Consider the following 18,999-nt stretch of genomic DNA (forward strand, 5'->3'; position numbering starts at 1 on the left):
CGCGCTGCGCCGGGCCCGGGCGGGCGGGCGGCTCGTGCGCGTCGCGGGCGGCCGCGCGCTGGCGCAGCCACCAGATGATCGCCAGCACGACGGCCAGCAGGAGGAAGATTCTTGCCATGGGGCGATGACGATCAGGGGATCAGGAGGTCAGGAGGTCAGGAGAGGCGGTGCAGCACCACTTCGATCACGAAGCGGCTGCCCACGTAGGCCAGCAGCAGGATGCCGAACGAGGCGATGACCCACCGCAGGGCGGTGCGCCCGCGCCAGCCCCGGAAATGGCGGCCCGCCAGGATGCCGCCGAACATTACCCAGGACAGGATCGCGAACACGGTCTTGTGGTCCACGCGGAACGCCCGGGCGAACAGCTGCTCAGAGAACAGGAAGCCGGACAGGATGGTCAGCGTCAGCAGCACGAAGCCCGCCCCGATCAGCCGGAACAGCAGTTTTTCCAGCGTCAGCAGCGGCGGCAGCAGGTCCAGCCAGCGGCCCAGCCATTGCCCGGACGATGCTTCGGCGCTGGTCGGCCGGTTGAAGCCATGGAGCCGGCGCTCGGCCAGCAGCATCAGGAACGCATGGAACGCCGCCAGCGTGAACAGCCCGTAGGCCACGTTGGCGATGACAAAATGGAGCTTGAACAGCGGCCGCGCGGCGTAACCGAGGATCTGCGCGCCCGGGAAGGCCAGCGGCATCAGGCTGGCCAGCATCGCCACCGGAAAGACGATCAGGCCGAGCCCGGCCAGCGAGAAGAAGAAGCTTTCGATCCAGTAGATGCCCACGCCCAGCCACAGCATGGCGGAGAGCGCGAAGGCGAAGCCGAACATCATGCGGTCCGCCGGGAAGATGGTCTCGTGCAGCAGGATGCCGTGGCTGACCAGCGCGCCGAGCACCACGGCGTGCCACCATGCGGGCTGGCCGTCGGCGCGGCCCTCGCCGGGCGGCGCCATCAGCACGGCCGTGGCGGCGCCAGGGCGCCCGCCGGGGCCGGGATGGCCCGGATGGGCAGCCTCCCCGCCAGCGGCCGCCAGCCGGGGATTGCGCGTTGCCCAGCCGTGAAAGGCCAGGCCGCAATAGAGAAGTGCCGTCAAGGCATACAGTACAATGGCCATTTGCGCAGTTTACCCTAGGGCCTGTCCCTCGTGCCCTTGTCCGTGATGCCTCACGACAACGCCACGCGCGCGCCCCATCCACGCCGATTCACGAGCCGAACTCCTCCCCACTGCCATGCTGGATAACCTCACACAACGCCTGGCGCGGGTCGTCAAGACCATGCGCGGCGAGGCCCGACTGACCGAGGCCAACACCGCCGAGATGCTGCGCGAAGTGCGCCTTGCCATGCTCGAAGCCGACGTGGCACTGCCCGTGGTGCGCGAGTTCGTCGCCCGCGTCAAGGAAAAGGCGCTCGGCGAGGAAGTCGTCAGCAGCCTCACCCCGGGCCAGGCCCTTGTTGGCGTGGTCCAGCGCGAGCTGACCGCGGTCATCGGCGGCGACGAAGCCGTCGACCCCAAGCCGGGCGAGCAGAAATCGGGCGAACTGAACCTGAACGTCCAGCCGCCGGCGATCATCCTGATGGCCGGCCTGCAGGGCGCGGGCAAGACCACCACCTCCGGCAAGCTCGCCAAGTGGCTCAAGGAGAACAAGAAGAAGAAGGTGCTGACGGTGTCGTGCGACGTGTATCGCCCCGCCGCCATCGCCCAGCTGCGTACGGTGTCCGAGCAGGTTGGCGCCGACTTCTTCCCGTCCGAGCCCGACCAGAAGCCCGTGGACATCGCCCGCGCGGCGCTGGACTGGGCCCGCAAGCACTACCACGACGTGCTGATCGTCGATACGGCCGGCCGGCTCGGTATCGACGAGGCGATGATGCAGGAAATCGCCGCGCTGCACGCCGAACTGAAACCGGTGGAAACGCTGTTCGTGGTGGACGCCATGCTCGGCCAGGATGCCGTGAACACCGCCAAGGCGTTCAACGACGCGCTGCCGCTGACCGGCGTGGTGCTGACCAAGCTCGATGGCGACGCGCGCGGCGGTGCCGCGTTGTCTGTACGTCACATTACCGGCCGTCCGATCAAGTTCGTGGGGGTGGGCGAGAAGCTCGACGGCCTGGAGCCGTTCTACCCCGACCGCATGGCCCAGCGCATCCTGGGCATGGGCGACATCCTCGCGCTGGTGGAAGAAGCCCAGCGCGGCGTGGACATGGACGCCGCCGAGAAGCTCGCCAAGAAGATCAAGAAGACCGGCGGGTTCGATCTCGAGGACTTCAAGGCGCAGATCGGCCAGATGAAGAAGATGGGCGGCATCGGCAGCCTGGTGGACAAGCTGCCGGCCCAGTTCGCCCAGCAGGCGCAGGGCGCCAACATGGATCAGGCCGAGAAGTCGGTGCGCCGCATGGAGGGCATCATCAACAGCATGACCGCCGCCGAGCGCGCCAAGCCGGAGCTGATCAAGGCCAGCCGCAAGCGCCGCATTGCGGCCGGCGCCGGCGTGCCGGTGCAGGAAGTGAACCGCCTGCTGAACCAGTTCGAGCAGATGCAGGGCATGATGAAGAAGCTCAAGGGCGGCGGCATGATGAAGATGATGCGCCAGATGGGCGCGATGAAGGGCGGCATGAAGGGCCTGTTCAACCGCTAGATCCCGCCCAAACCGCCCCACCCGCCCGGACCCACAGATAGATAAGGACAGAGACATCATGATGACCGCCGACCAGGCCCGCGAACTCTGGGCCAGCTCCGAGGAAATCGTCAGCGCCGCCGAAGTGCAGGAATCGCTGAACCGCATGGCCGACGACATCACCGCGCGCATGGGCGATGCCTTCCCGCTCGTGCTGTCAGTGATGGGCGGCGCGGTGGTCTTCACCGGCATGCTGCTGCCGAAGCTCCAGTTTCCGCTGGAATTCGACTACATCCACCTGTCGCGCTACAACAACAAGACGGTAGGCGGCGAGATGCAATGGCGCGTGGCGCCGCGCGAATCGGTCAAGGACCGGGTGGTGCTGGTGCTGGACGACATCCTCGACGAAGGCGAGACCATGGCGGCCATCCGCGAGCGCATCCTGGACATGGGCGCCAAGGAATTCCACGCCGCCGTGCTGTGCGAGAAGACCCTGGCCAAGGCCAAGCCGATGCATCCGGACTTCTGCGGCTTCAAGGTGCCGGACCGCTATGTCTTTGGCTGTGGCATGGATGTGAAGGGCTACTGGCGCAACCTCGGCGCCATCCGCGCGCTGGTCTGATTCCCGGACTGGCCTGATACGGCGCGCGGCCGTCCGTCGGACTCAGCTTCCGACCCGGTACGGCCGCTCGCGCAGCCACTTGGTGGCAATCCACTTCTCCCCCGACACCACCGGCATGCCGCCGTGCAGCGTGCGGTCGTCCAGCGTGCCGTCCGGCAGCCTGTAGCTGAAGAACACCGCATTGCCCTTGACCGGGGCCACATCCAGCCCGATACGCGGGAAGGTGGTGGCGCCGCCGGCGGGCGTGCTGTTCAGGTAGATCACCAGCGTGGCCACGCGCTGGCCGCCCACGGCCATCTGGCGCGCCTCGCCCGGATTCTTCGGATTGAAATAGTCGTAGTGCGGCTGGTATTCGGCGCCGGGCTTGTAGTTGAGCACCTGGAAGCCCTCGCCGTGCTCCATCGGCACGCCGGTCACGGCGGCGATGCGCGCCTCCAGCACTTCGAGCAGCGGGTGCTCGCCGACCTGGAACATCGCGCCGGTACTGGTGCGGGCCTCGTGGACGTTCTCGTCGCCCGTGGCGGGATTGACCACGGACGAGCGCTGCATGCGGTCACGCGAGAGCGCCACCATGGCGTCGCACTCGGCCTCGCTGAGCAGGCCCTGGAGCAGCATCACGCGCGGCGCCTCGATGCGGAACAGCACCGGGATGTCCCGGCCCGCGTCACGGATGGCGTTGCCGGCGGGGTCCGGGCCCACCATGTCCGACTTCGGCCGTGCCCTGGCGGCGGGCGCCTTGGTGGCACCGGCGGCATCGGCGGCGGCCGGGTGCGGCTGGCCCAGCGCGTCAGCCACCATCGCCCGGGCGAAGGTGGCATCGTAGCCGGCGCGCTGCATCGACAGCACCAGCGCATCGGCTTTGAATCCCTGCTTGATATGGCGGGCCAGCCAGCGCTCCAGCTCCGGCGAGGAGGCGTGGTAGCCCTGTTTCCCGGCGGCCCCGGCATCGGTGCGGGAGTCGAATGTCATGACGGATTGGCCAGTCGCTGCGGCGAAAACGGGTTGCGCGCGGGAGACTCCGGCGGCAGGCGGCGCGAGGCAGCCGGGGCCGGCACGGTGGCCGCGCCCGGGTCGCCGGCGATCGTCACCGTCGATTCCGAGTACTGCCAGCGCTTCCACGCCCCCAACACGGCGTTGGGGTACTCCGGGCGGCCACGGCTGCCGTTGTAGCGGCCGAGCGCCAGGAACAGGTCGCCGTTCTCGCGGTCCAGGTAGTGGCGCAGGATGGTGCAGCCGTAGCGCAGGTTGCTCTGGAGGTGGAACAGCTTGCGCACGTCGCCATCGCCGATGGTGCGCACCCAGAACGGCATGACCTGCATCAGCCCGCGTGCATCGGCCGAGCTGATCGCATATTTCCGGAATCCGCTTTCCACCTGGACCAGCCCCAGCACCAGCGACGGCTCCAGCCCGGCCCGCTTGGCCTCGTAGTAGACCGTCTCGATCAGTTCCACGCGGATCTGCGGCTCGGGAATCCGGGATTCGAGCCGGCGCGACATCTCGCCCAGCCATTTCAGGTAGCCGAGCCGCTCGCCGCCCGAGGCGAACGCCGGCCGGACCGGCCGGCCATCGGCAATGGCCGCCGCCAGCGCGCCGCGCACGGAGTCGGCCAGCGCCTCCTCCTTCTGCGCCCCCGCATGGGCCGTGGCCGCCGCAGCGGCCAGCAGCAGGCCGCCGGCCAGCGCGGGCCAGCGGCGGGGGGTGAACAGGCGTAACGCGCGCATCGGCTTCCTTTTCCTTACATCAACAGCGGATTTCAGCTGGCCAGCCGGCTGCGCACATGGCCCACCACGTCAGCCACGGCCACCGGGGTGGCCTGGGCGTCGCGGCGGCCCTGGTATTCGACCTTGCCTTCCTTCAGGCCACGGTCGCCCACCACCACGCGGTGCGGCACGCCAATCAGTTCCCAGTCGGCAAACATCACGCCGGGGCGCTCGCCACGGTCGTCCAGGATCACATCGACACCGGCCGCCAGCAGTTCGGCATGGATGCGGTCGGCTTCCGCGCGCACGGCTTCGTTGCGGTCGTAGCCGACCGGGCAGACCACCACCGCAAACGGGGCGATGGCGGCCGGCCAGATGATGCCGCGCTCATCGTAGTTCTGTTCGATGGCGGCGCCAAGAATCCGCGTCACGCCAATGCCGTAGCAGCCCATCTGCATCGGCTGGGTCTTGCCGTTCTCGTCGAGGTAGGTGGCGCTCATCGACTCCGAATACCGGGTGCCGAGCATGAACACGTGGCCCACCTCGATGCCCCGGCAGATTTCCAGCGTGCCCTTGCCGTCCGGGGAGGCGTCGCCGGCCACCACGTTGCGCAGGTCCGCCACCATCGGCTCGGGCAGATCGCGGCCCCAGTTCACGCCGGTGTAGTGGTAGTCGCGGTCATTGGCGCCACAGCAGAAATCGGCCATGTTGGCTACCGTGCGGTCCGCCACCAGCTTCACCGGCTTCTTCGTGCCGATCGGGCCGAGGTAGCCCGGGGGGCAGCCGAAGGTGTCGACGATCTCGTTTTCGGTCGCGAAGCGGAAATCGAGCAGGCCGGGCACCTTCGACGCCTTGACCTCGTTCAGCTCGTGGTCGCCACGCAACAGCAGCAGCCAGATCTCGGCGCCGGCGTCGGTGTCCTTGGCCAGCACGATCGACTTCACCGTGCGCGCCAGCGGCATGTTCAGGAATTCCGCCACATGCTCGCACTTGGCCTTGCCCGGCGTGTGGGTCTTGGCCATGGCCTCGGCCGGCGCGGGGCGGGCGGCGGCCAGCGGCAGGGCCTCGGCAGCCTCCATGTTGGCGGCGTAGTCCGAGGTGGGGCAGTAGACGATGGCGTCCTCGCCGGTATCGGCAATCACGTGGAATTCGTGCGAGCCCGAGCCGCCGATGGCGCCGTTATCGGCCGCCACGGCACGGAATTCCAGCCCGAAACGCTGGAAGATGCGCGTGTAGGTGTCGTACATGTTGCGGTACGACGCCTTCAGGCCGTCCAGGTCGCGGTCGAAGGAATAAGCGTCCTTCATGGTGAACTCGCGGCCGCGCATGATGCCGAAGCGGGGCCGGCGCTCGTCGCGGAACTTGGTCTGAATCTGATAGAAGTTGACCGGGAGCTGCTTGTAGCTGCGGATGTCGCTGCGGGCGATGTCCGTGACCACTTCCTCGGAGGTAGGCTGCATGACGAAATCGCGCTCGTGGCGGTCTTTCAGGCGCAGCAGCTCGGGGCCCATCTTGTCCCAGCGGCCGGTCTCCTGCCAGAGTTCGGCCGGCTGGATCACGGGCATCGACAGTTCCAGGGCGCCAGCGCGGTTCATTTCCTCGCGGACGATGTTCTCCACCTTGCGGATCACGCGCAGCCCCACCGGCATGTAGCTGTAGATGCCGGCGCCGACCTTTTTGATCATGCCAGCCCGCATCATGAGTTTGTGCGACACGATTTCCGCGTCGGCGGGGGCTTCCTTGAGGGTGGAAATGAAGAATTGCGAGGCTTTCATCCGTTGCTTTCTCGTGAGTCGGGCAGTGCCCGGCAGCGCCGGCCTGGCCAGGCGCGGCATTTCATTTGGCGGGACGCGCCGGAAACTGCCCTTCCCGCTCGGGGAAAACCAGCATTCCCGGCGTCAGGCCGACCCGCGCGCTTCCTTTATAATCGACGTAATTCTAAAGGATTCGAGGTGCAGTCATGCTCGATCGTGAAGGCTTTCGCCCGAACGTCGGCATCATCCTCATCAACGCACGTAACGAGGTTTTCTGGGGCAAGCGAATCGGCGAACACTCCTGGCAGTTTCCGCAGGGCGGCATCAAGTACGGCGAGACGCCGGAACAGGCCATGTACCGCGAGCTGCAGGAAGAAGTCGGCCTGCTTCCGGAGCACGTCAGGATCGTCGGTCGCACGCGCGACTGGTTGCGTTATGAGGTGCCGGACAAGTTCATCCGCCGCGAAATCCGCGGCCACTATAAGGGCCAGAAGCAGATCTGGTTCCTGTTGCGCATGGTCTGCCGCGATTGCGACATCCACCTGCGTGCCACGGACCATCCCGAATTCGACGCCTGGCGCTGGAGCCAGTACTGGGTGCCGCTGGACGCGGTCATCGAATTCAAGCGCGATGTCTACCAGATGGCGCTGACCGAGTTGTCGCGCTTCCTGAACCGTGGCCGCGCGCCGCTGAGCCCCTACGGCACCCATGGCCACCATGGTTTCCCCGGGAATCACGGCCACCCCGGCCACAACGGGCACCATGGCGGCGAAAGCCGGCATGGGGACGCGCCACGCCCGGAGCAGCCAGTGGCCGTGTCCGGTGCCGTGCCTGAGACCGCCGCCACGGCGATCCAGGAAGCCGTGCCCGCTTCGCCGGCCAGCCCGGCACCTACCCAACGGAGTTCCGATGACTAGTTTCACCGGCCGGCGCGTACGCGCCGGTCTGTTGCTTGCCGCAGCCTGCCTGGCGCTGGCCGGCTGCAAGACCACCAGCAAGGGCCTGCCCGAGGAAGAGTCGGGCTTTGTCAATCCGTTCGAGGAAAGGGCCTTCAAGGAATCCGAGATCGGCCTGCCGCCGCCGCCCAAGGATGCGGACCTGATTCCGTTCTCGGTCAACGGCAGCGGAGAATTCCGCTTCGCGGTGGACAGCAAGTCCATCAGCGTGGGGCCGGACCGGGTGGTGCGCTTCACCGTCGTCATCACCAGCCCGGGCGGCGCCCGCAACGTGAACTTCGAGGGCATGCGCTGCGACGCCTTCGAGCGCAAGCTCTACGCCACGCTGCCGCAGGGCGCCACCGAGTGGATTCCGAACCGCGCCGACGACCGCGACACCTGGTACCGGATGCAAACCCGCTCCCGCAACGCCTACTCGGCCACGCTGGCGACCGATTTCTTCTGCGAAGGCCGCACCGTGGCCGGCACCCCGGAGAAGATGATCAAGGACCTGCGCGCCTACGCGCCCAGCCGCTAGGCCGCTAGGCCGCTAGGCCGGCACCCCGGCAAGGCTGGAATGCAAAACGGCGAGGCCCCAGGGCCTCGCCGTTTTGTATGGTCTTGCTTGGTTTTGCTTGGGGCCTCGTAGAAATCAGACGAGTACGAGGTTGTCCCGGTGAATCAGCTCCGGCTCGTTCAGGTGGCCCAGCACCGATTCGATCTCGGACGACGGCTTGCGGGCAATCAGCCGCGCCTCGGCGCTCGAATAGTTGGTGATGCCGCGCGCCACCTCGTGGCCGGCCGGGCTCACGCAGGCGATCACTTCGCCACGCGCAAATTCGCCCTGCACTTCCACCACGCCAATCGGCAGCAGCGACTTGCCGCCACTAATCAGCTTCTCCACCGCACCATTGTCGATGACCACCCGGCCGCGCAGCTGCAAGTGATCTGCCATCCACTGCTTGCGCGCGGTCAGGCGGCCTGTCGGCGCCAGCAATTGGGTGCCGATGGCCTCGCCTTCGGCCAGCCGGCCCAGCACGTCGGCCTCGCGGCCCGAGGCGATGGTGGTGTGCGCGCCGGACTTCGCCGCGCGCTTGGCCGCCAGGATCTTGGTCAGCATGCCGCCCCTGCCGATCGACGACCCGGCGCCGCCCGCCATGGCTTCCAGCTCCGGCGTGCCGGCCAGCGCCTCGTCCACGAACGTGGCGTTCGGGTCCTTGCGCGGATCGGCGGAGTACAGCCCGCGCTGGTCGGTCAGGATGACCAGCGCATCGCCTTCGATCAGGTTGGTGACGAGCGCGCCCAGCGTGTCGTTGTCGCCGAACTTGATTTCGTCGGTCACGACCGTGTCGTTCTCGTTGATGATCGGCACCACGCCAAGCGAGAGCAGCGTCAGCAGCGTGGAGCGGGCGTTCAGGTAGCGTTCCCGGTCGGCCAGGTCGGCGTGAGTCAGCAGCACCTGGGCGGTGCGGATGCCGTAGCGCCCGAACTGGCTCTCGTAGACCTGGGCCAGCCCCATCTGCCCGACGGCGGCGGCGGCCTGCAACTCGTGGATTTCCTTGGGCCGGCGCACCCAGCCCAGGCGCTGCATGCCCTCGGCGATGGCGCCGGAGCTGACCAGCACCACCTCCTTGCCCGCGCCGCGCAGCTTGGCGATCTGGGCCGCCCAGCGCGCGATGGCGTCGTGGTCCAGCCCTTTCCCATCATTGGTGACCAGGCTCGAGCCTACCTTGACGACGATGCGTTTTGCCTGGGCGATGACCGATTGCATGGCGAGGATCCTGTCTCCGGGTGCCGGGTGTTCTGGTTATTCTGCGGTGCTGGCTGGCCCTCGCCGCGAGGCGTCAGGCCTGGTTGCCCTGGTCGCCGGCGCCGGCATCGGGCGCCACGTTGTGCAGGCGGTCGTCCAGGCGGATATCGGGCTCGGCCAGCGCGGCGGCCTCCTCGGCCTTGATCGCGGCCAGATGGTCCTTGATCGCGTAGATCAGTTCACGGCAGCCCTCGCCGGTCAGCGCCGAAATGTGGAATACCGGTCCCTTCCACTTGTAGCGCTTGACGAAGTCCTTCACGCGCGTGGCGCGCTCTTCGTCGGGCACCACGTCGAGCTTGTTCAGCACGAGCCAGCGCGGCTTCTCGTACAGCGTTTCGTCGTACTTCTTCAGCTCATTGACGATGGCGCGCGCCTCGGCCACCGGATCGACGTTCTCATCGAACGGGGCGATGTCCACAATGTGCAGCAAGAGGCCCGTGCGCTGGAGATGGCGCAGGAACTGGTGACCCAGGCCGGCGCCTTCGGCGGCGCCTTCGATCAGGCCGGGGATGTCCGCCACCACGAACGACTGCTCGTGATCCACGCGGACCACGCCCAGGTTCGGATGCAGCGTCGTGAACGGATAGTCGGCCACCTTGGGCCGCGCGTTCGAGATATGCGAGATGAACGTCGACTTGCCCGCGTTCGGCATGCCGAGCAGGCCCACGTCGGCCAGCACCTTGAGTTCGAGCCGCAGCATGCGGCGCTCGCCGGGCTTGCCGTCGACCTGCTGGCGCGGCGCGCGGTTGGTACTCGACTTGAAGTGGAGGTTGCCCCAGCCGCCCATGCCGCCTTCGGCCAGGCACACGGTCTGGCCGTGCTCGGTCAGGTCGGCGATGACCTCGCCGGTGTCCATGTCCATGATCAGCGTGCCGACCGGCATGCGCAGCGTGACGTCCTCGCCGGCAGCGCCGTAGCAGTCCGAGCCACGGCCGTTCTCGCCGTTACGCGCCACGTGCTTCTTGGAATAGCGATAGTCGATCAGGGTATTGATATTGCGGTCGGCCTGCGCGAACACGCTGCCGCCCCGCCCGCCGTCACCGCCATCGGGGCCACCGAAGGGCACAAACTTCTCGCGCCGGAACGACGCACTCCCGTTGCCGCCATTGCCGGCAATCGCCTCGATTCGGGCTTCGTCGATGAACTTCATATTGGTCTTCCCAGATGGATCGGGCCGGCTTTATTCATGCCAGAAATGAAAAGGCCCCGCAAGTGTTGCGGGGCCTTCGGGCTGCAAAGGCTGTTATCAGGCCGCCGGAACGACGCTGACTTGCTGCTTCTTGGCAGCGCCCTTGACGGCGAACTGCACGTGGCCGTCCACCAGCGCGAACAGGGTGTGGTCCTTGCCGATACCCACGTTGTCACCAGCGTGCACGCGGGTGCCGCGTTGGCGAACGATGATGCCGCCGGCGTTGATGGCCTGGCCACCGTACACCTTCACGCCCAGACGCTTCGATTCCGAATCACGGCCGTTCCGCGTGGAACCGCCGCCTTTTTTCTGTGCCATGTCTTAACTCCTGTTTACCTGATTGCGTTGAATGCCTGATGTCCGAGCAATGCTCAGGCAACGATGGCTTCGATGCGCAGTTCGGTGTAATTCTGACGATGGCCCTGGCGCTTCTGGTAGTGCTTGCGACGGCGCATCTTGAAGATCTTCACCTTGTCGTGACGACCTTGGGAGATCACGGTAGCCTTGACGGAAGCCCCGCTCACCAGCGGCGTACCAAACTTGATTTGGTCGCCGGCGCCCACTGCGAGCACCTGGTCCAGCGTGATTTCTGCGCCAATGTCTGCCGGTATCTGTTCTACTTTAAGTTTTTCGCCAGCAGCAACCTTGTATTGCTTGCCGCCGGTTTTTACGACCGCGTACATTGTCGAACCTCTCGATGTGAATGAAACGTTGAATGCTGCCCCGGTATCTCACGGGACCGGCGCCGTTTCGTGCGCCGACTTGCTGCTTTGCCGTCCGGCGATTCGCCCGTATACAGCGCAAACCAACCGAAGGAACCGGCGATTGTAGACCAGTTTTCCCGAAAGCGCAAAGGGCGTGATACGGAAAGGTCAAAGAAAAGCCAACGGAAACAAATAGATAGCCCGCCGGAGCGTTGCGCAGCGGCGACTGACGCACTTCGCGCCGGGGATGCGGGTCAGGTCAGGTCGGCGAGCAGGAACCCGGCAAGGGCGGCAAACGCCACCCACCAGGCGGTGCGGCGGACCTGCCGACGGGTGGCAGGGGCCTTGTTCATGCCGTCATTATAGATTGGCGCCGCCCCTTCCGGGGCGTTCCGGCCGCATGCCAGCGGCCATGGCGACACCGCGATCGCATATAATCCTCCGGTTTTGCGAACCGGTGATTCCATCTTGTCCCAGTCTTCCGCCACTGCCTTGCTTGCCCCGGTCGCTGCCGACATGCGCGCCGTCGATGCCGTCATCCGGCGCCGCCTGTCCTCTGAAGTGCCCCTGATCGAGCAGATCGGCGAATACATCATCGGTGCTGGCGGCAAACGGCTGCGTCCAGTCATCCTGCTGCTTTCGGCGCGCGCGTTCGGCTACGACGGCCATCGCCATCACGAACTCGCCGCGGTGGTGGAGTTCATCCACACCGCCACGCTGCTCCACGACGACGTGGTGGACGAATCCGAGCTGCGCCGTGGCCGCCAGACCGCCAACGCGGTGTTCGGCAACGCGGCCAGCGTGCTGGTGGGCGACTTCCTCTATTCGCGCGCTTTCCAGATGATGGTGGAAGCCGGCAGCATGCGCATCATGGAGATCCTCTCCAATGCAACCAACGTGATTGCCGAGGGCGAGGTCCTGCAACTGCTGAACATGCACGACCCGGACGTGACCGTGGAGCGCTACCTCCAGGTCATCCGCTACAAGACCGCCAAGCTGTTCGAAGCCTCCGCGGAACTGGGCGCGGTGCTGGCCGGCGCGGATCCCGCCATGGAAGAAGCCGCAGCCGAGTACGGCCGCCGCATCGGCACGGCATTCCAGCTGATCGACGATATGCTCGACTACACGGCCAGCGCCGAGCAGATGGGCAAGAACGCCGGCGACGACCTGCGCGAAGGCAAGCCCACGCTGCCACTGCTGCACCTGCTCGAGCACGGCACGGCGGAACAGCGCGAACTCGCACGCGAGGCCATCGTCGAAGGCGGGACGGAACACTTTGATGCAGTCTTCTCGGCCATTCACGCCAGCGGCGCGCTGGAGGTGACGTTCGCCGCCGCCCAGCGCGAAGCGGAAGCCGCGGAAAAGGCAGCAATGCAATTTCCCTCTTCCCAACTGAAGGAAACGCTGATACACTTGTGTGCTTTCTCGCTGCAACGTCAGTCGTAACAACGCACCGACAAGTCAGCGCGAAAAAACCCTAGCAGTACCAAGAAATCGGGGTGTAGCTTAGCCTGGTAGAGCGCTACGTTCGGGACGTAGAGGCCGGAGGTTCGAATCCTCTCACCCCGACCAGATTTCAGAGCCGAATCAACGACTTCGTTGATTCGGCTCTTTTACTTTGTACACCTATTCACAACAATTCAAAGTAATTTCGGTGGCTCGCTGTCTCATCAGCGTCCCAAGCGGAAGCCATTGACGGGTGACGTCAAATTACTTTATCTTGTTGTTCACGATCCGTCGTGTGGCTGGTGTGGTGAGTGGGTTGGTATCCCTCGCCCGGTGAGCATAGGAATGAGCCAGCAAGTCCCTCCGCGAAAAAGCGATAGCGTGAAACTCACACACGATTGCCGAACCCCTGAGTGCGCGTAGTTACAGGCGCAGGTCGTGAGCGCGAGCAAGCGCGTATGCTGCTGGGACGGGCGCTGTGTGCCATTCCTCCCCTAGAGTTTCAGCGCATAAGGTTGAGATACCACCTAATCCATAGATCGCTGCAAGGACCGCTATCGGTCCATCCGACTATGGATGAACATGCCCGTTCCTCATCTGACGGAAGCGCACGCTGACTCGCCGGCCAGCAGCCCGTCCCCCATCCGCATCCTCGTCATTGAGCAGCTTTCCACGCTGATCGGTAAGAGTGCCACCTCCATACGCACGTACGCCACAAGCCAGCAATACAAAGACAAGGACATGATTCCGCGTCCTTTCAAGATGCCACATAGCAGGCGTCTTTGCTGGTACGAACACGAGGTACTGGCTTGGATTGAGGCTCACCGACCCGCAGAGCCGCCTCCCCCAAAGCGCCCGCGAGGGCGCCCCACCAAAGCAGAACAACTGGCGCGCCAGCGCTGGGCAGCAACACGCCTTTCTAGCCGGTGAGCCATGGAGGTAGCGTCACCAGCGCTGCGCCGTGCGCACGAGTATTCGAAACGCTTTGCGGCACAGAAAGAAGCCAAAGCGCCACCAACACCACTTCAATTGTTCCTGCCGGGGTTCGATATTGGCGCGATGCCCAACCACCTGAATCGCTCCAGCCTTATTGCGCCAATCGCTCGTGGACGGCGCAAGTTCCACAGGCAGACGGTAATGATAAGCCGCAGGGACTGCGTCTTGGAGTACACCGGAGAGCAACTGGACGAGGCTGATGGCGACCTCATCATAGCGCTAATCTACTTCGCTCAGAAGCAACAACTAGATACGCCAGTTCCGCTGAATCGGAAAAAACTCATTCGCAAGATCCGGCCAGAGCGAGGCATCGGCGACACTCAATACAAATGGCTGCACCGACGGTTGAAGGCATTGCGCGAAGGCACCCTATTCCTAGAGGCAAAAAAACCGGACGGTTCGACCCGGTACAAGATCGGCCACATGGAGTCCTTCAACATCATAAAGGCGCTCGCCTACAGCGAGGACACCGAGAGTTACACCTACACCATGGACGCTAGGTGGGTGAAGTTGTTCGGCAATCAAGAGTACTCGCTGATCGACTGGGATAGGCGAATGCAGATCGGGCGCAGTCTGGACATGGCCAAAACCCTCCAGCGACTGGTGGCGACATCCTCCGACCCCGTGCAGCGGTTCAACTTGGAGCGACTCAAGGCACAAATGGAATACGCCAGCCCCATGCGAAAGTTCAGGCAGTCGCTGGAGGCGGCGGTCAGAGAATTAGAGCGGCTGGGGATCGTCAGCAGGGGACGCATTGAGAGCAGCACCAAGGGCGAGCCGCAACTTGCACTTTGGCTTCCGCAACCGGTGGCATAGCGTTCCCCGACCGGTGGCATAGCGTTCCGTCTTGGTGGCATAGCGTTCCAGCCACTCGCCGTAACACATTGATTTAATTATGGAAAATGGTGGCCTTTTGCCCTCTACCTTCTTTCTATCTTTTATCTACCAACAACCGACTGTGGAAAAGTACCTACAGGCTTACGCAGCCCTCCGTGTGGACATCCCGGCTGGCGCCGGGACCGGTGGAAAAGCCGTGGACAGGCATGGACAACCCCGCTGGGGTTGCCCACATCTGACACACCGCTTTTCCACCTTGCCGCACACTGCGGACCTTGCCCAACCAAGCGGGATTGATATACCCCCCAACCCCGGATACCCCCCTTCCCTGCAAGTCGAGCACCCAGTGGACCAGCGCCGCATCGCGCGCACCGTCGCGCCCGAATCGAGGCGCACGGGAACCCGTTTGCGGGGAGAGCGCCGGCCCGTAGGGACGATTCGGCTCTGCGCTCGAAATGCGGTGGATTGTTTCCTACCTTATGGATGTGGCGATCCGTGCCGGCCTGACGTCATCCAGGGTAGTCATCGTGGCGATTTCTCGAATCTGGATCACCAGACCGTTCAATGCCATCGCAAACCACGTCCCTCACTGCAGACGATGAAGGAGTCATATGCGCGGTGTCGCCCCCATGTTTACAAGTCGACAGCCACCGACCGACGCTTTACCACCACCTGGCAGGCCTTTCTTCACTTGGCATGGCATCACATTCAGTGCCGGCACGCACCTTTGGTCCGACCCGATTCTGCGCGGCACCAATGCCGAAGCGGCAATCGTCATGACCGCGCCCACACTATTCGACCTTGTCGAATTGGCCCGGCGTAGGCCCGTCGACGAACTCAGGCAGATCAATGATGCCCTTTACGCCGTCGACGAGATTGCAGCGCTTCAATACGAGCGGACCTGTGAGGTGCTGGGAAAGATCGCGGCTGTTCAGCGCCAACTGGCGACGCAGGGTCCCAGCGATTCCCGAGCCGAGAATTCCAAAAAATCAGCGCCTTAGAACGTCAGAAAGCGACTGGGTGCCCTGCCCTACCTTCGATGCTCTACTAGAGCATCGCGAAAAATCAGTGAGTTACAAAATTAGAAAGCCAACTTCACTCAACTCAATTACTCAACTCAAAGTAGAGCACAGCAATGATTGTTCTGGTTGCGGCCGAGAAAGGCGGGGTGGGCAAATCGACGATTGCGAGCAACCTCGCGATCCACTTGGCACACAGCGGCGTCGACGTGGTGCTGCTCGACACCGATGCCCAAGCTACCTGCGCCAGATTTGTAGAACGGCGTGATGAGGCTGCAATCCAGCCACATGTCCCGTGTGTGCAGCGCACGGGGGAAGTTTCAGCAACGCTGCGGGACTTGGCGCGGCGTTACGAAGTCGTGATTGTCGACGCAGGTGGTCGGGATTCGCGGGAAATGCGCTCGGCAATGGTCGTCGCCAACCTGCTGCTGACACCGGTGAGGGCAAGCCAGGCGGATCTGGAAACGCTGCCCAAGGTCAATGAACTGATTCACCTGGCGCGCGGCCTGAACCCGGAACTCAAGGCCTCGGCCGTGCTGTCGATGGCTCCATCTAACCCTACGATCCGCGAGGTGGAGGAGGCCCGTGAACTGCTGACCGAGTTCGACCAACTGAAGCTCGCGGATACGGTCATCCGCGAACGAAAGGTGTACCGGGACGCGCTCTTGGGAGGAAAGGGAGTGGTGGAACTCGACAACGCCACCGCCCGCGCAGAGATCCAGTTGCTGGTCGATGAGTTCTTTGAGTTGAGTAATTGATTTGAGTAAATTCAAGATCAAACCAGCCGGCGGCATAAGCGATGCCGCCGTGCCGACCTCCACCGCTGAATTTGTCTCCGGCGCTGCCATGGTGCAATCTCAAACAGGTGAGCGGCCGCCCAAGCCCGTCCGACTGAACCTCGATCTGGATCCAGAAGTGCATCGACGCTTAAAGCTGCGCGCGACCGAACTAGGCATCTCCATTGCGCAGCTCGTGCGGCTATTGATTACACGAGAGCTCGGCTAAAAGCCGAGAGTTTAGAAGCGATGCTGAGGCTGGTTGCAGCCGTCCAGGCGCCTAACCACAACCCACCTGAACGAGAAGTGATTTATGGCTGCTTCATCGTTTCTCTTCCTAGACTACGACGGCGTTTTGCATCCCGACGCCGCCTATCTGATCAGTGGACGCCCAGTGCTAAAAGCCGAAGGCGAGCTGTTCATGTGGGCACCGGTTTTGGTTGAGCTGTTGCGCCCGTATCCGGAGATCAAGATCATCCTCTCAACTTCGTGGGTACGGGTACTCGGCTTTGGCAAAGCTTGCAACTTCCTGCCTCTGGAGCTTCTCTCGAAGGTGATTGGCGGCACATGGCATTCCGCTATGGGCCGCCATGCCGAGGGGGCGCACCGCACTGACATATCATGGTTCGTCGAGTTGAGCCGGTACCAGCAGATCGCGCGTTACATTTCCCGCGCCGGCGTCCGCACCAGCAACTGGCTGGCCATTGATGACGACGCGGACGGGTGGGCTGACACACAGCGCGAGCGCTTGGTCGAGACCGACGGAGAAGTAGGCCTATCGTCGTCGCTCGCTCAAAATGAACTACGAGCCAAGCTTATCCTGCTACAGGAGGAATCGAATGTCGCTGGCAGCTGACCGCAATAAGCGGCGCGCGCTACGGCGCCGCAACCTCCGTCTACGCATGCGGCGCGACTACCTGATGCGTTTCGTGATCGACGGCCCCGACCCTTCGATTGTTGAGCTGATCACGGCGGTACGTGCAAATCAGGGAAAGATGCCGGCTGGGCTGGTGGCAGACCCTGAGCTCGCGCACGAAGTAGAAAAGGCCGTGTTGTTGCCATTTACCCTAGTGGTACGGGCCATTGGTTGAGGAATGTCCGAGTTCAACACGTAGCAACGTAGCTCAAATCTCACGGACGACCATGGTTGACCTGCTCGATTCGATTCAAGAAATCGTTGGTCCGGGCATGCTGGCGCTCAGTGATCTCGCCTTGGGCCAACAGCCGATCGTTCACCCCCTTTAGTTCCTCTACCGACTTTTGCTCCGCGAGCACTACCAGGTCGAACAGGGTCGGAGCACTCATGACGATCGGGATTGCGGCGTCGGTGCCGCGCAGCGATGGATTGGACCAGAGATGCAGGCCGGCGCGCAACGTAACACCTTTCCAGGTGTGGGATCGAAGAAGGCGTTTCCCCATACTTTTCTCCCGAGGCCTTGTTTTCAAACGTTATGCAAGTTGCATAACGCAAATGTCCGAGTTCAACACGTACTTCGTGTAGCCCCTCCAAATCGGGAAAAATCAGACCGCACTCTGTGCATCAGAGCCCAAAGTCTCCCGAGTGGGAAGGAGCTATGGCTTCTCGCCGCTTTTGTTGCATGGCCCGCTCGCGTACCAATTTCTCGATGGCATCGATGCCGGCTCTCATCCGCTCCGCAGCTGAAGCGTTCGCCGAATGCACGGAAATCTTCGGCGGGATGAAACCGCGAAGAGCGACAGCCTCCTCGATCCAGAGGATGACGTCATACCCCGTCCCACGCTCGTCATCGCCCAGATCGTGGTCGAGGCTTATCTCCACGACCGAGCCTGTCTCCAGCAACGAAATAACCTCGTCTGGCCAACTGGCACAGATCCATCCCGCCGGGGTATCGCGTTCGTCATCGAGGTAGACCTTCATTTGATCGCCGCCCAACGCTCTGGCGGCACCCTCGTATGCAGGCCAAGTTGCTTGGCTGTTTCTATCGGCAGTCGCAGAACGACATCTGCGCCGGCAGTCTTGCGCGTGATCAACTCCACAGCCACGCCCTGCAATTCCAAGTACACGACGCCCGCCTCAAAGGCTTCCTCGTAAAGGTGCCAGGACAGGTCGCCCGCATGGTGCGCCAGCGTCGCCTTTGTACTCACGTTGTCACCTCCGGGTTGCGCCGCGAGTCGATAGTTCGACTGAGCGACAAGGGATAGGACCTTAACGCGTCGCACGCTCTTCTCCGTGGAAAATGGAACGCGCTCAACAGGGGCGATCCGTTGCGGATCGTTCTCACTCGGCGTTGGGCACCCCGCTTTTCCACGCCTCAATGATGCTCCGCCGCTCGTCTTCGGTCAAAACGCCCGGGAATGGCGAAGCCTTCCGCATTCGGACACCTCGTTCTCCCGGGTCAACTAATACCGCCAGCACGTCATCAAGACGACCGTCGAGCAACCGACGCCATCCCTGGCGATCGGGGGACTCTCCGGCATCAGCATCACGCCAGCGGTCCAAATTGACAACAGCACAGCCGAGCAATGCTGGGTTAGCGGCCAGCTTCTCGGCAACACGCTGGTGGAGCAGCAGGCTCCGGATCTCGGATTGAACTCGCTCCGTACGATCGTCCATGATCCCCAACCTTC

At 63.8% G+C, this 18,999-nt stretch carries 24 protein-coding genes and 1 tRNA gene; 12 read left to right on the plus strand and 13 right to left on the minus strand.

Going from position 1 to position 18,999, the window contains the following annotated elements:
• Positions 1–155: 155 nt before the first annotated feature.
• The gene (locus KHO18_RS15050) at positions 156–1,106 is read right to left on the minus strand and encodes a cytochrome C assembly family protein (RefSeq protein WP_144201314.1); all 951 of its coding nucleotides are present in this window, start codon (positions 1,104–1,106) and stop codon (positions 156–158) included.
• 115 nt (positions 1,107–1,221) lie between these two features.
• Here KHO18_RS15050 and ffh point away from each other — a divergent pair, with 115 nt between their 5' ends.
• Positions 1,222–2,625, plus strand: coding sequence for a signal recognition particle protein (gene ffh, locus KHO18_RS15055; protein ID WP_144201312.1), 1,404 nt, complete (start codon positions 1,222–1,224; stop codon positions 2,623–2,625).
• Positions 2,626–2,683: 58 nt separating this feature from the next.
• Complete coding sequence (locus KHO18_RS15060) at positions 2,684–3,226, plus strand: hypoxanthine-guanine phosphoribosyltransferase (protein WP_144201310.1); 543 nt, start codon at positions 2,684–2,686, stop codon at positions 3,224–3,226.
• 42 nt (positions 3,227–3,268) lie between these two features.
• Here KHO18_RS15060 and KHO18_RS15065 read toward each other — a convergent pair whose 3' ends face one another.
• From KHO18_RS15065 to KHO18_RS15075, 3 genes are read right to left on the minus strand one after another with little or no spacing between them, the layout of a single operon-like run.
• Positions 3,269–4,195, minus strand: a complete 927-nt coding sequence (locus tag KHO18_RS15065) for a 2OG-Fe(II) oxygenase (protein WP_144201308.1) — start codon at positions 4,193–4,195, stop codon at positions 3,269–3,271.
• On the minus strand, positions 4,192–4,947 hold the full coding sequence (locus KHO18_RS15070) for a lytic transglycosylase domain-containing protein (RefSeq protein ID WP_144201306.1): 756 nt from the start codon (positions 4,945–4,947) through the stop codon (positions 4,192–4,194). Before KHO18_RS15070 ends, KHO18_RS15065 begins: the two co-directional genes overlap by 4 nt.
• Before the next feature lie 32 nt (positions 4,948–4,979).
• Positions 4,980–6,701 carry a proline--tRNA ligase gene (locus KHO18_RS15075; RefSeq protein ID WP_211943446.1) on the minus strand — a complete coding sequence of 574 codons (1,722 nt, stop codon included), beginning with the start codon at positions 6,699–6,701 and terminating at the stop codon, positions 4,980–4,982.
• A 185-nt stretch (positions 6,702–6,886) separates the two neighbouring features.
• Here KHO18_RS15075 and KHO18_RS15080 point away from each other — a divergent pair, with 185 nt between their 5' ends.
• Positions 6,887–7,597, plus strand: coding sequence for an RNA pyrophosphohydrolase (locus KHO18_RS15080; RefSeq protein ID WP_144201302.1), 711 nt, complete (start codon positions 6,887–6,889; stop codon positions 7,595–7,597).
• On the plus strand, positions 7,590–8,153 hold the full coding sequence (locus KHO18_RS15085) for a CNP1-like family protein (RefSeq protein ID WP_144201300.1): 564 nt from the start codon (positions 7,590–7,592) through the stop codon (positions 8,151–8,153). Before KHO18_RS15080 ends, KHO18_RS15085 begins: the two co-directional genes overlap by 8 nt.
• A gap of 114 nt (positions 8,154–8,267) precedes the next feature.
• Here the strand turns inward: KHO18_RS15085 and proB are convergent, their stop codons facing one another.
• The 5 genes from proB to KHO18_RS15110 all read right to left on the minus strand — a co-directional run bounded on the left by proB (position 8,268) and on the right by KHO18_RS15110 (position 11,857).
• Complete coding sequence (proB, locus tag KHO18_RS15090; protein ID WP_144201298.1) at positions 8,268–9,386, minus strand: glutamate 5-kinase; 1,119 nt, start codon at positions 9,384–9,386, stop codon at positions 8,268–8,270.
• A gap of 73 nt (positions 9,387–9,459) precedes the next feature.
• Positions 9,460–10,575: an Obg family GTPase CgtA gene (gene cgtA, locus KHO18_RS15095; protein ID WP_144201295.1), complete on the minus strand. Its 1,116-nt coding sequence runs from the start codon at positions 10,573–10,575 to the stop codon at positions 9,460–9,462.
• Between the two features lie 96 nt (positions 10,576–10,671).
• The gene (rpmA, locus tag KHO18_RS15100; protein ID WP_061955320.1) at positions 10,672–10,932 is read right to left on the minus strand and encodes a 50S ribosomal protein L27; all 261 of its coding nucleotides are present in this window, start codon (positions 10,930–10,932) and stop codon (positions 10,672–10,674) included.
• Between the two features lie 53 nt (positions 10,933–10,985).
• Positions 10,986–11,297 carry a 50S ribosomal protein L21 gene (gene rplU, locus KHO18_RS15105; protein WP_006576525.1) on the minus strand — a complete coding sequence of 104 codons (312 nt, stop codon included), beginning with the start codon at positions 11,295–11,297 and terminating at the stop codon, positions 10,986–10,988.
• Between the two features lie 275 nt (positions 11,298–11,572).
• On the minus strand, positions 11,573–11,857 hold the full coding sequence (locus tag KHO18_RS15110) for a hypothetical protein (protein ID WP_144201293.1): 285 nt from the start codon (positions 11,855–11,857) through the stop codon (positions 11,573–11,575).
• On the opposite strand from KHO18_RS15110, the gene KHO18_RS15115 reads away from it, so the two are divergent.
• The 8 genes from KHO18_RS15115 to KHO18_RS15150 all read left to right on the plus strand — a co-directional run bounded on the left by KHO18_RS15115 (position 11,835) and on the right by KHO18_RS15150 (position 17,483).
• Positions 11,835–12,764, plus strand: coding sequence for a polyprenyl synthetase family protein (locus tag KHO18_RS15115; protein WP_144201291.1), 930 nt, complete (start codon positions 11,835–11,837; stop codon positions 12,762–12,764). The genes KHO18_RS15110 and KHO18_RS15115 overlap by 23 nt on opposite strands.
• 49 nt (positions 12,765–12,813) lie before the next feature.
• Positions 12,814–12,890: transfer RNA gene (locus tag KHO18_RS15120), tRNA-Pro, on the plus strand.
• Between the two features lie 807 nt (positions 12,891–13,697).
• Positions 13,698–14,576 carry a plasmid-related transcriptional repressor protein gene (locus tag KHO18_RS15125; RefSeq protein WP_211943447.1) on the plus strand — a complete coding sequence of 293 codons (879 nt, stop codon included), beginning with the start codon at positions 13,698–13,700 and terminating at the stop codon, positions 14,574–14,576.
• Positions 14,577–15,208: 632 nt separating this feature from the next.
• Entirely contained in the window at positions 15,209–15,598 is a 390-nt protein-coding gene (locus KHO18_RS15130) for a hypothetical protein (RefSeq protein WP_211943448.1), read from the plus strand.
• Positions 15,599–15,732: 134 nt separating this feature from the next.
• Positions 15,733–16,374, plus strand: coding sequence for a division plane positioning ATPase MipZ (locus tag KHO18_RS15135; RefSeq protein WP_211943449.1), 642 nt, complete (start codon positions 15,733–15,735; stop codon positions 16,372–16,374).
• A gap of 1 nt (position 16,375) precedes the next feature.
• Positions 16,376–16,621, plus strand: a complete 246-nt coding sequence (locus KHO18_RS15140) for a toxin-antitoxin system HicB family antitoxin (RefSeq protein WP_211943450.1) — start codon at positions 16,376–16,378, stop codon at positions 16,619–16,621.
• A gap of 84 nt (positions 16,622–16,705) precedes the next feature.
• Positions 16,706–17,248: an HAD domain-containing protein gene (locus KHO18_RS15145; protein WP_211943451.1), complete on the plus strand. Its 543-nt coding sequence runs from the start codon at positions 16,706–16,708 to the stop codon at positions 17,246–17,248.
• Positions 17,232–17,483, plus strand: a complete 252-nt coding sequence (locus KHO18_RS15150) for a hypothetical protein (RefSeq protein ID WP_211943452.1) — start codon at positions 17,232–17,234, stop codon at positions 17,481–17,483. The genes KHO18_RS15145 and KHO18_RS15150 overlap by 17 nt, the downstream gene beginning before the upstream one ends.
• Positions 17,484–17,523: 40 nt before the next feature.
• Here KHO18_RS15150 and KHO18_RS15155 read toward each other — a convergent pair whose 3' ends face one another.
• The 4 genes from KHO18_RS15155 to KHO18_RS15170 all read right to left on the minus strand — a co-directional run bounded on the left by KHO18_RS15155 (position 17,524) and on the right by KHO18_RS15170 (position 18,985).
• Complete coding sequence (locus tag KHO18_RS15155) at positions 17,524–17,811, minus strand: hypothetical protein (RefSeq protein WP_211943453.1); 288 nt, start codon at positions 17,809–17,811, stop codon at positions 17,524–17,526.
• Between the two features lie 121 nt (positions 17,812–17,932).
• Positions 17,933–18,289, minus strand: coding sequence for a cyclic-phosphate processing receiver domain-containing protein (locus KHO18_RS15160; protein WP_211943454.1), 357 nt, complete (start codon positions 18,287–18,289; stop codon positions 17,933–17,935).
• Positions 18,286–18,516, minus strand: coding sequence for a hypothetical protein (locus KHO18_RS15165; RefSeq protein ID WP_211943455.1), 231 nt, complete (start codon positions 18,514–18,516; stop codon positions 18,286–18,288). Before KHO18_RS15165 ends, KHO18_RS15160 begins: the two co-directional genes overlap by 4 nt.
• Positions 18,517–18,649: 133 nt before the next feature.
• Positions 18,650–18,985: a hypothetical protein gene (locus KHO18_RS15170; RefSeq protein WP_211943456.1), complete on the minus strand. Its 336-nt coding sequence runs from the start codon at positions 18,983–18,985 to the stop codon at positions 18,650–18,652.
• Positions 18,986–18,999 lie beyond the last annotated feature (14 nt).

Source organism: Cupriavidus campinensis, from assembly GCF_905397395.1.
Lineage (GTDB): Bacteria > Pseudomonadota > Gammaproteobacteria > Burkholderiales > Burkholderiaceae > Cupriavidus > Cupriavidus campinensis.

What these genes read in the sequence shown, in the direction of transcription:
- KHO18_RS15050 (WP_144201314.1), bottom strand. Translation starts at nt 1,106, where the DNA reads ATGGCCATTGTACTGTATGCCTTGACGGCACTTCTCTATTGCGGCCTG.
- ffh (WP_144201312.1), top strand. Translation starts at nt 1,222, where the DNA reads ATGCTGGATAACCTCACACAACGCCTGGCGCGGGTCGTCAAGACCATG.
- KHO18_RS15060 (WP_144201310.1), top strand. Translation starts at nt 2,684, where the DNA reads ATGATGACCGCCGACCAGGCCCGCGAACTCTGGGCCAGCTCCGAGGAA.
- KHO18_RS15065 (WP_144201308.1), bottom strand. Translation starts at nt 4,195, where the DNA reads ATGACATTCGACTCCCGCACCGATGCCGGGGCCGCCGGGAAACAGGGC.
- KHO18_RS15070 (WP_144201306.1), bottom strand. Translation starts at nt 4,947, where the DNA reads ATGCGCGCGTTACGCCTGTTCACCCCCCGCCGCTGGCCCGCGCTGGCC.
- KHO18_RS15075 (WP_211943446.1), bottom strand. Translation starts at nt 6,701, where the DNA reads ATGAAAGCCTCGCAATTCTTCATTTCCACCCTCAAGGAAGCCCCCGCC.
- KHO18_RS15080 (WP_144201302.1), top strand. Translation starts at nt 6,887, where the DNA reads ATGCTCGATCGTGAAGGCTTTCGCCCGAACGTCGGCATCATCCTCATC.
- KHO18_RS15085 (WP_144201300.1), top strand. Translation starts at nt 7,590, where the DNA reads ATGACTAGTTTCACCGGCCGGCGCGTACGCGCCGGTCTGTTGCTTGCC.
- proB (WP_144201298.1), bottom strand. Translation starts at nt 9,386, where the DNA reads ATGCAATCGGTCATCGCCCAGGCAAAACGCATCGTCGTCAAGGTAGGC.
- cgtA (WP_144201295.1), bottom strand. Translation starts at nt 10,575, where the DNA reads ATGAAGTTCATCGACGAAGCCCGAATCGAGGCGATTGCCGGCAATGGC.
- rpmA (WP_061955320.1), bottom strand. Translation starts at nt 10,932, where the DNA reads ATGGCACAGAAAAAAGGCGGCGGTTCCACGCGGAACGGCCGTGATTCG.
- rplU (WP_006576525.1), bottom strand. Translation starts at nt 11,297, where the DNA reads ATGTACGCGGTCGTAAAAACCGGCGGCAAGCAATACAAGGTTGCTGCT.
- KHO18_RS15115 (WP_144201291.1), top strand. Translation starts at nt 11,835, where the DNA reads ATGCGCGCCGTCGATGCCGTCATCCGGCGCCGCCTGTCCTCTGAAGTG.
- KHO18_RS15110 (WP_144201293.1), bottom strand. Translation starts at nt 11,857, where the DNA reads ATGACGGCATCGACGGCGCGCATGTCGGCAGCGACCGGGGCAAGCAAG.
- KHO18_RS15125 (WP_211943447.1), top strand. Translation starts at nt 13,698, where the DNA reads ATGGAGGTAGCGTCACCAGCGCTGCGCCGTGCGCACGAGTATTCGAAA.
- KHO18_RS15130 (WP_211943448.1), top strand. Translation starts at nt 15,209, where the DNA reads ATGCGCGGTGTCGCCCCCATGTTTACAAGTCGACAGCCACCGACCGAC.
- KHO18_RS15135 (WP_211943449.1), top strand. Translation starts at nt 15,733, where the DNA reads ATGATTGTTCTGGTTGCGGCCGAGAAAGGCGGGGTGGGCAAATCGACG.
- KHO18_RS15145 (WP_211943451.1), top strand. Translation starts at nt 16,706, where the DNA reads ATGGCTGCTTCATCGTTTCTCTTCCTAGACTACGACGGCGTTTTGCAT.
- KHO18_RS15150 (WP_211943452.1), top strand. Translation starts at nt 17,232, where the DNA reads ATGTCGCTGGCAGCTGACCGCAATAAGCGGCGCGCGCTACGGCGCCGC.
- KHO18_RS15155 (WP_211943453.1), bottom strand. Translation starts at nt 17,811, where the DNA reads ATGGGGAAACGCCTTCTTCGATCCCACACCTGGAAAGGTGTTACGTTG.
- KHO18_RS15160 (WP_211943454.1), bottom strand. Translation starts at nt 18,289, where the DNA reads ATGAAGGTCTACCTCGATGACGAACGCGATACCCCGGCGGGATGGATC.
- KHO18_RS15170 (WP_211943456.1), bottom strand. Translation starts at nt 18,985, where the DNA reads ATGGACGATCGTACGGAGCGAGTTCAATCCGAGATCCGGAGCCTGCTG.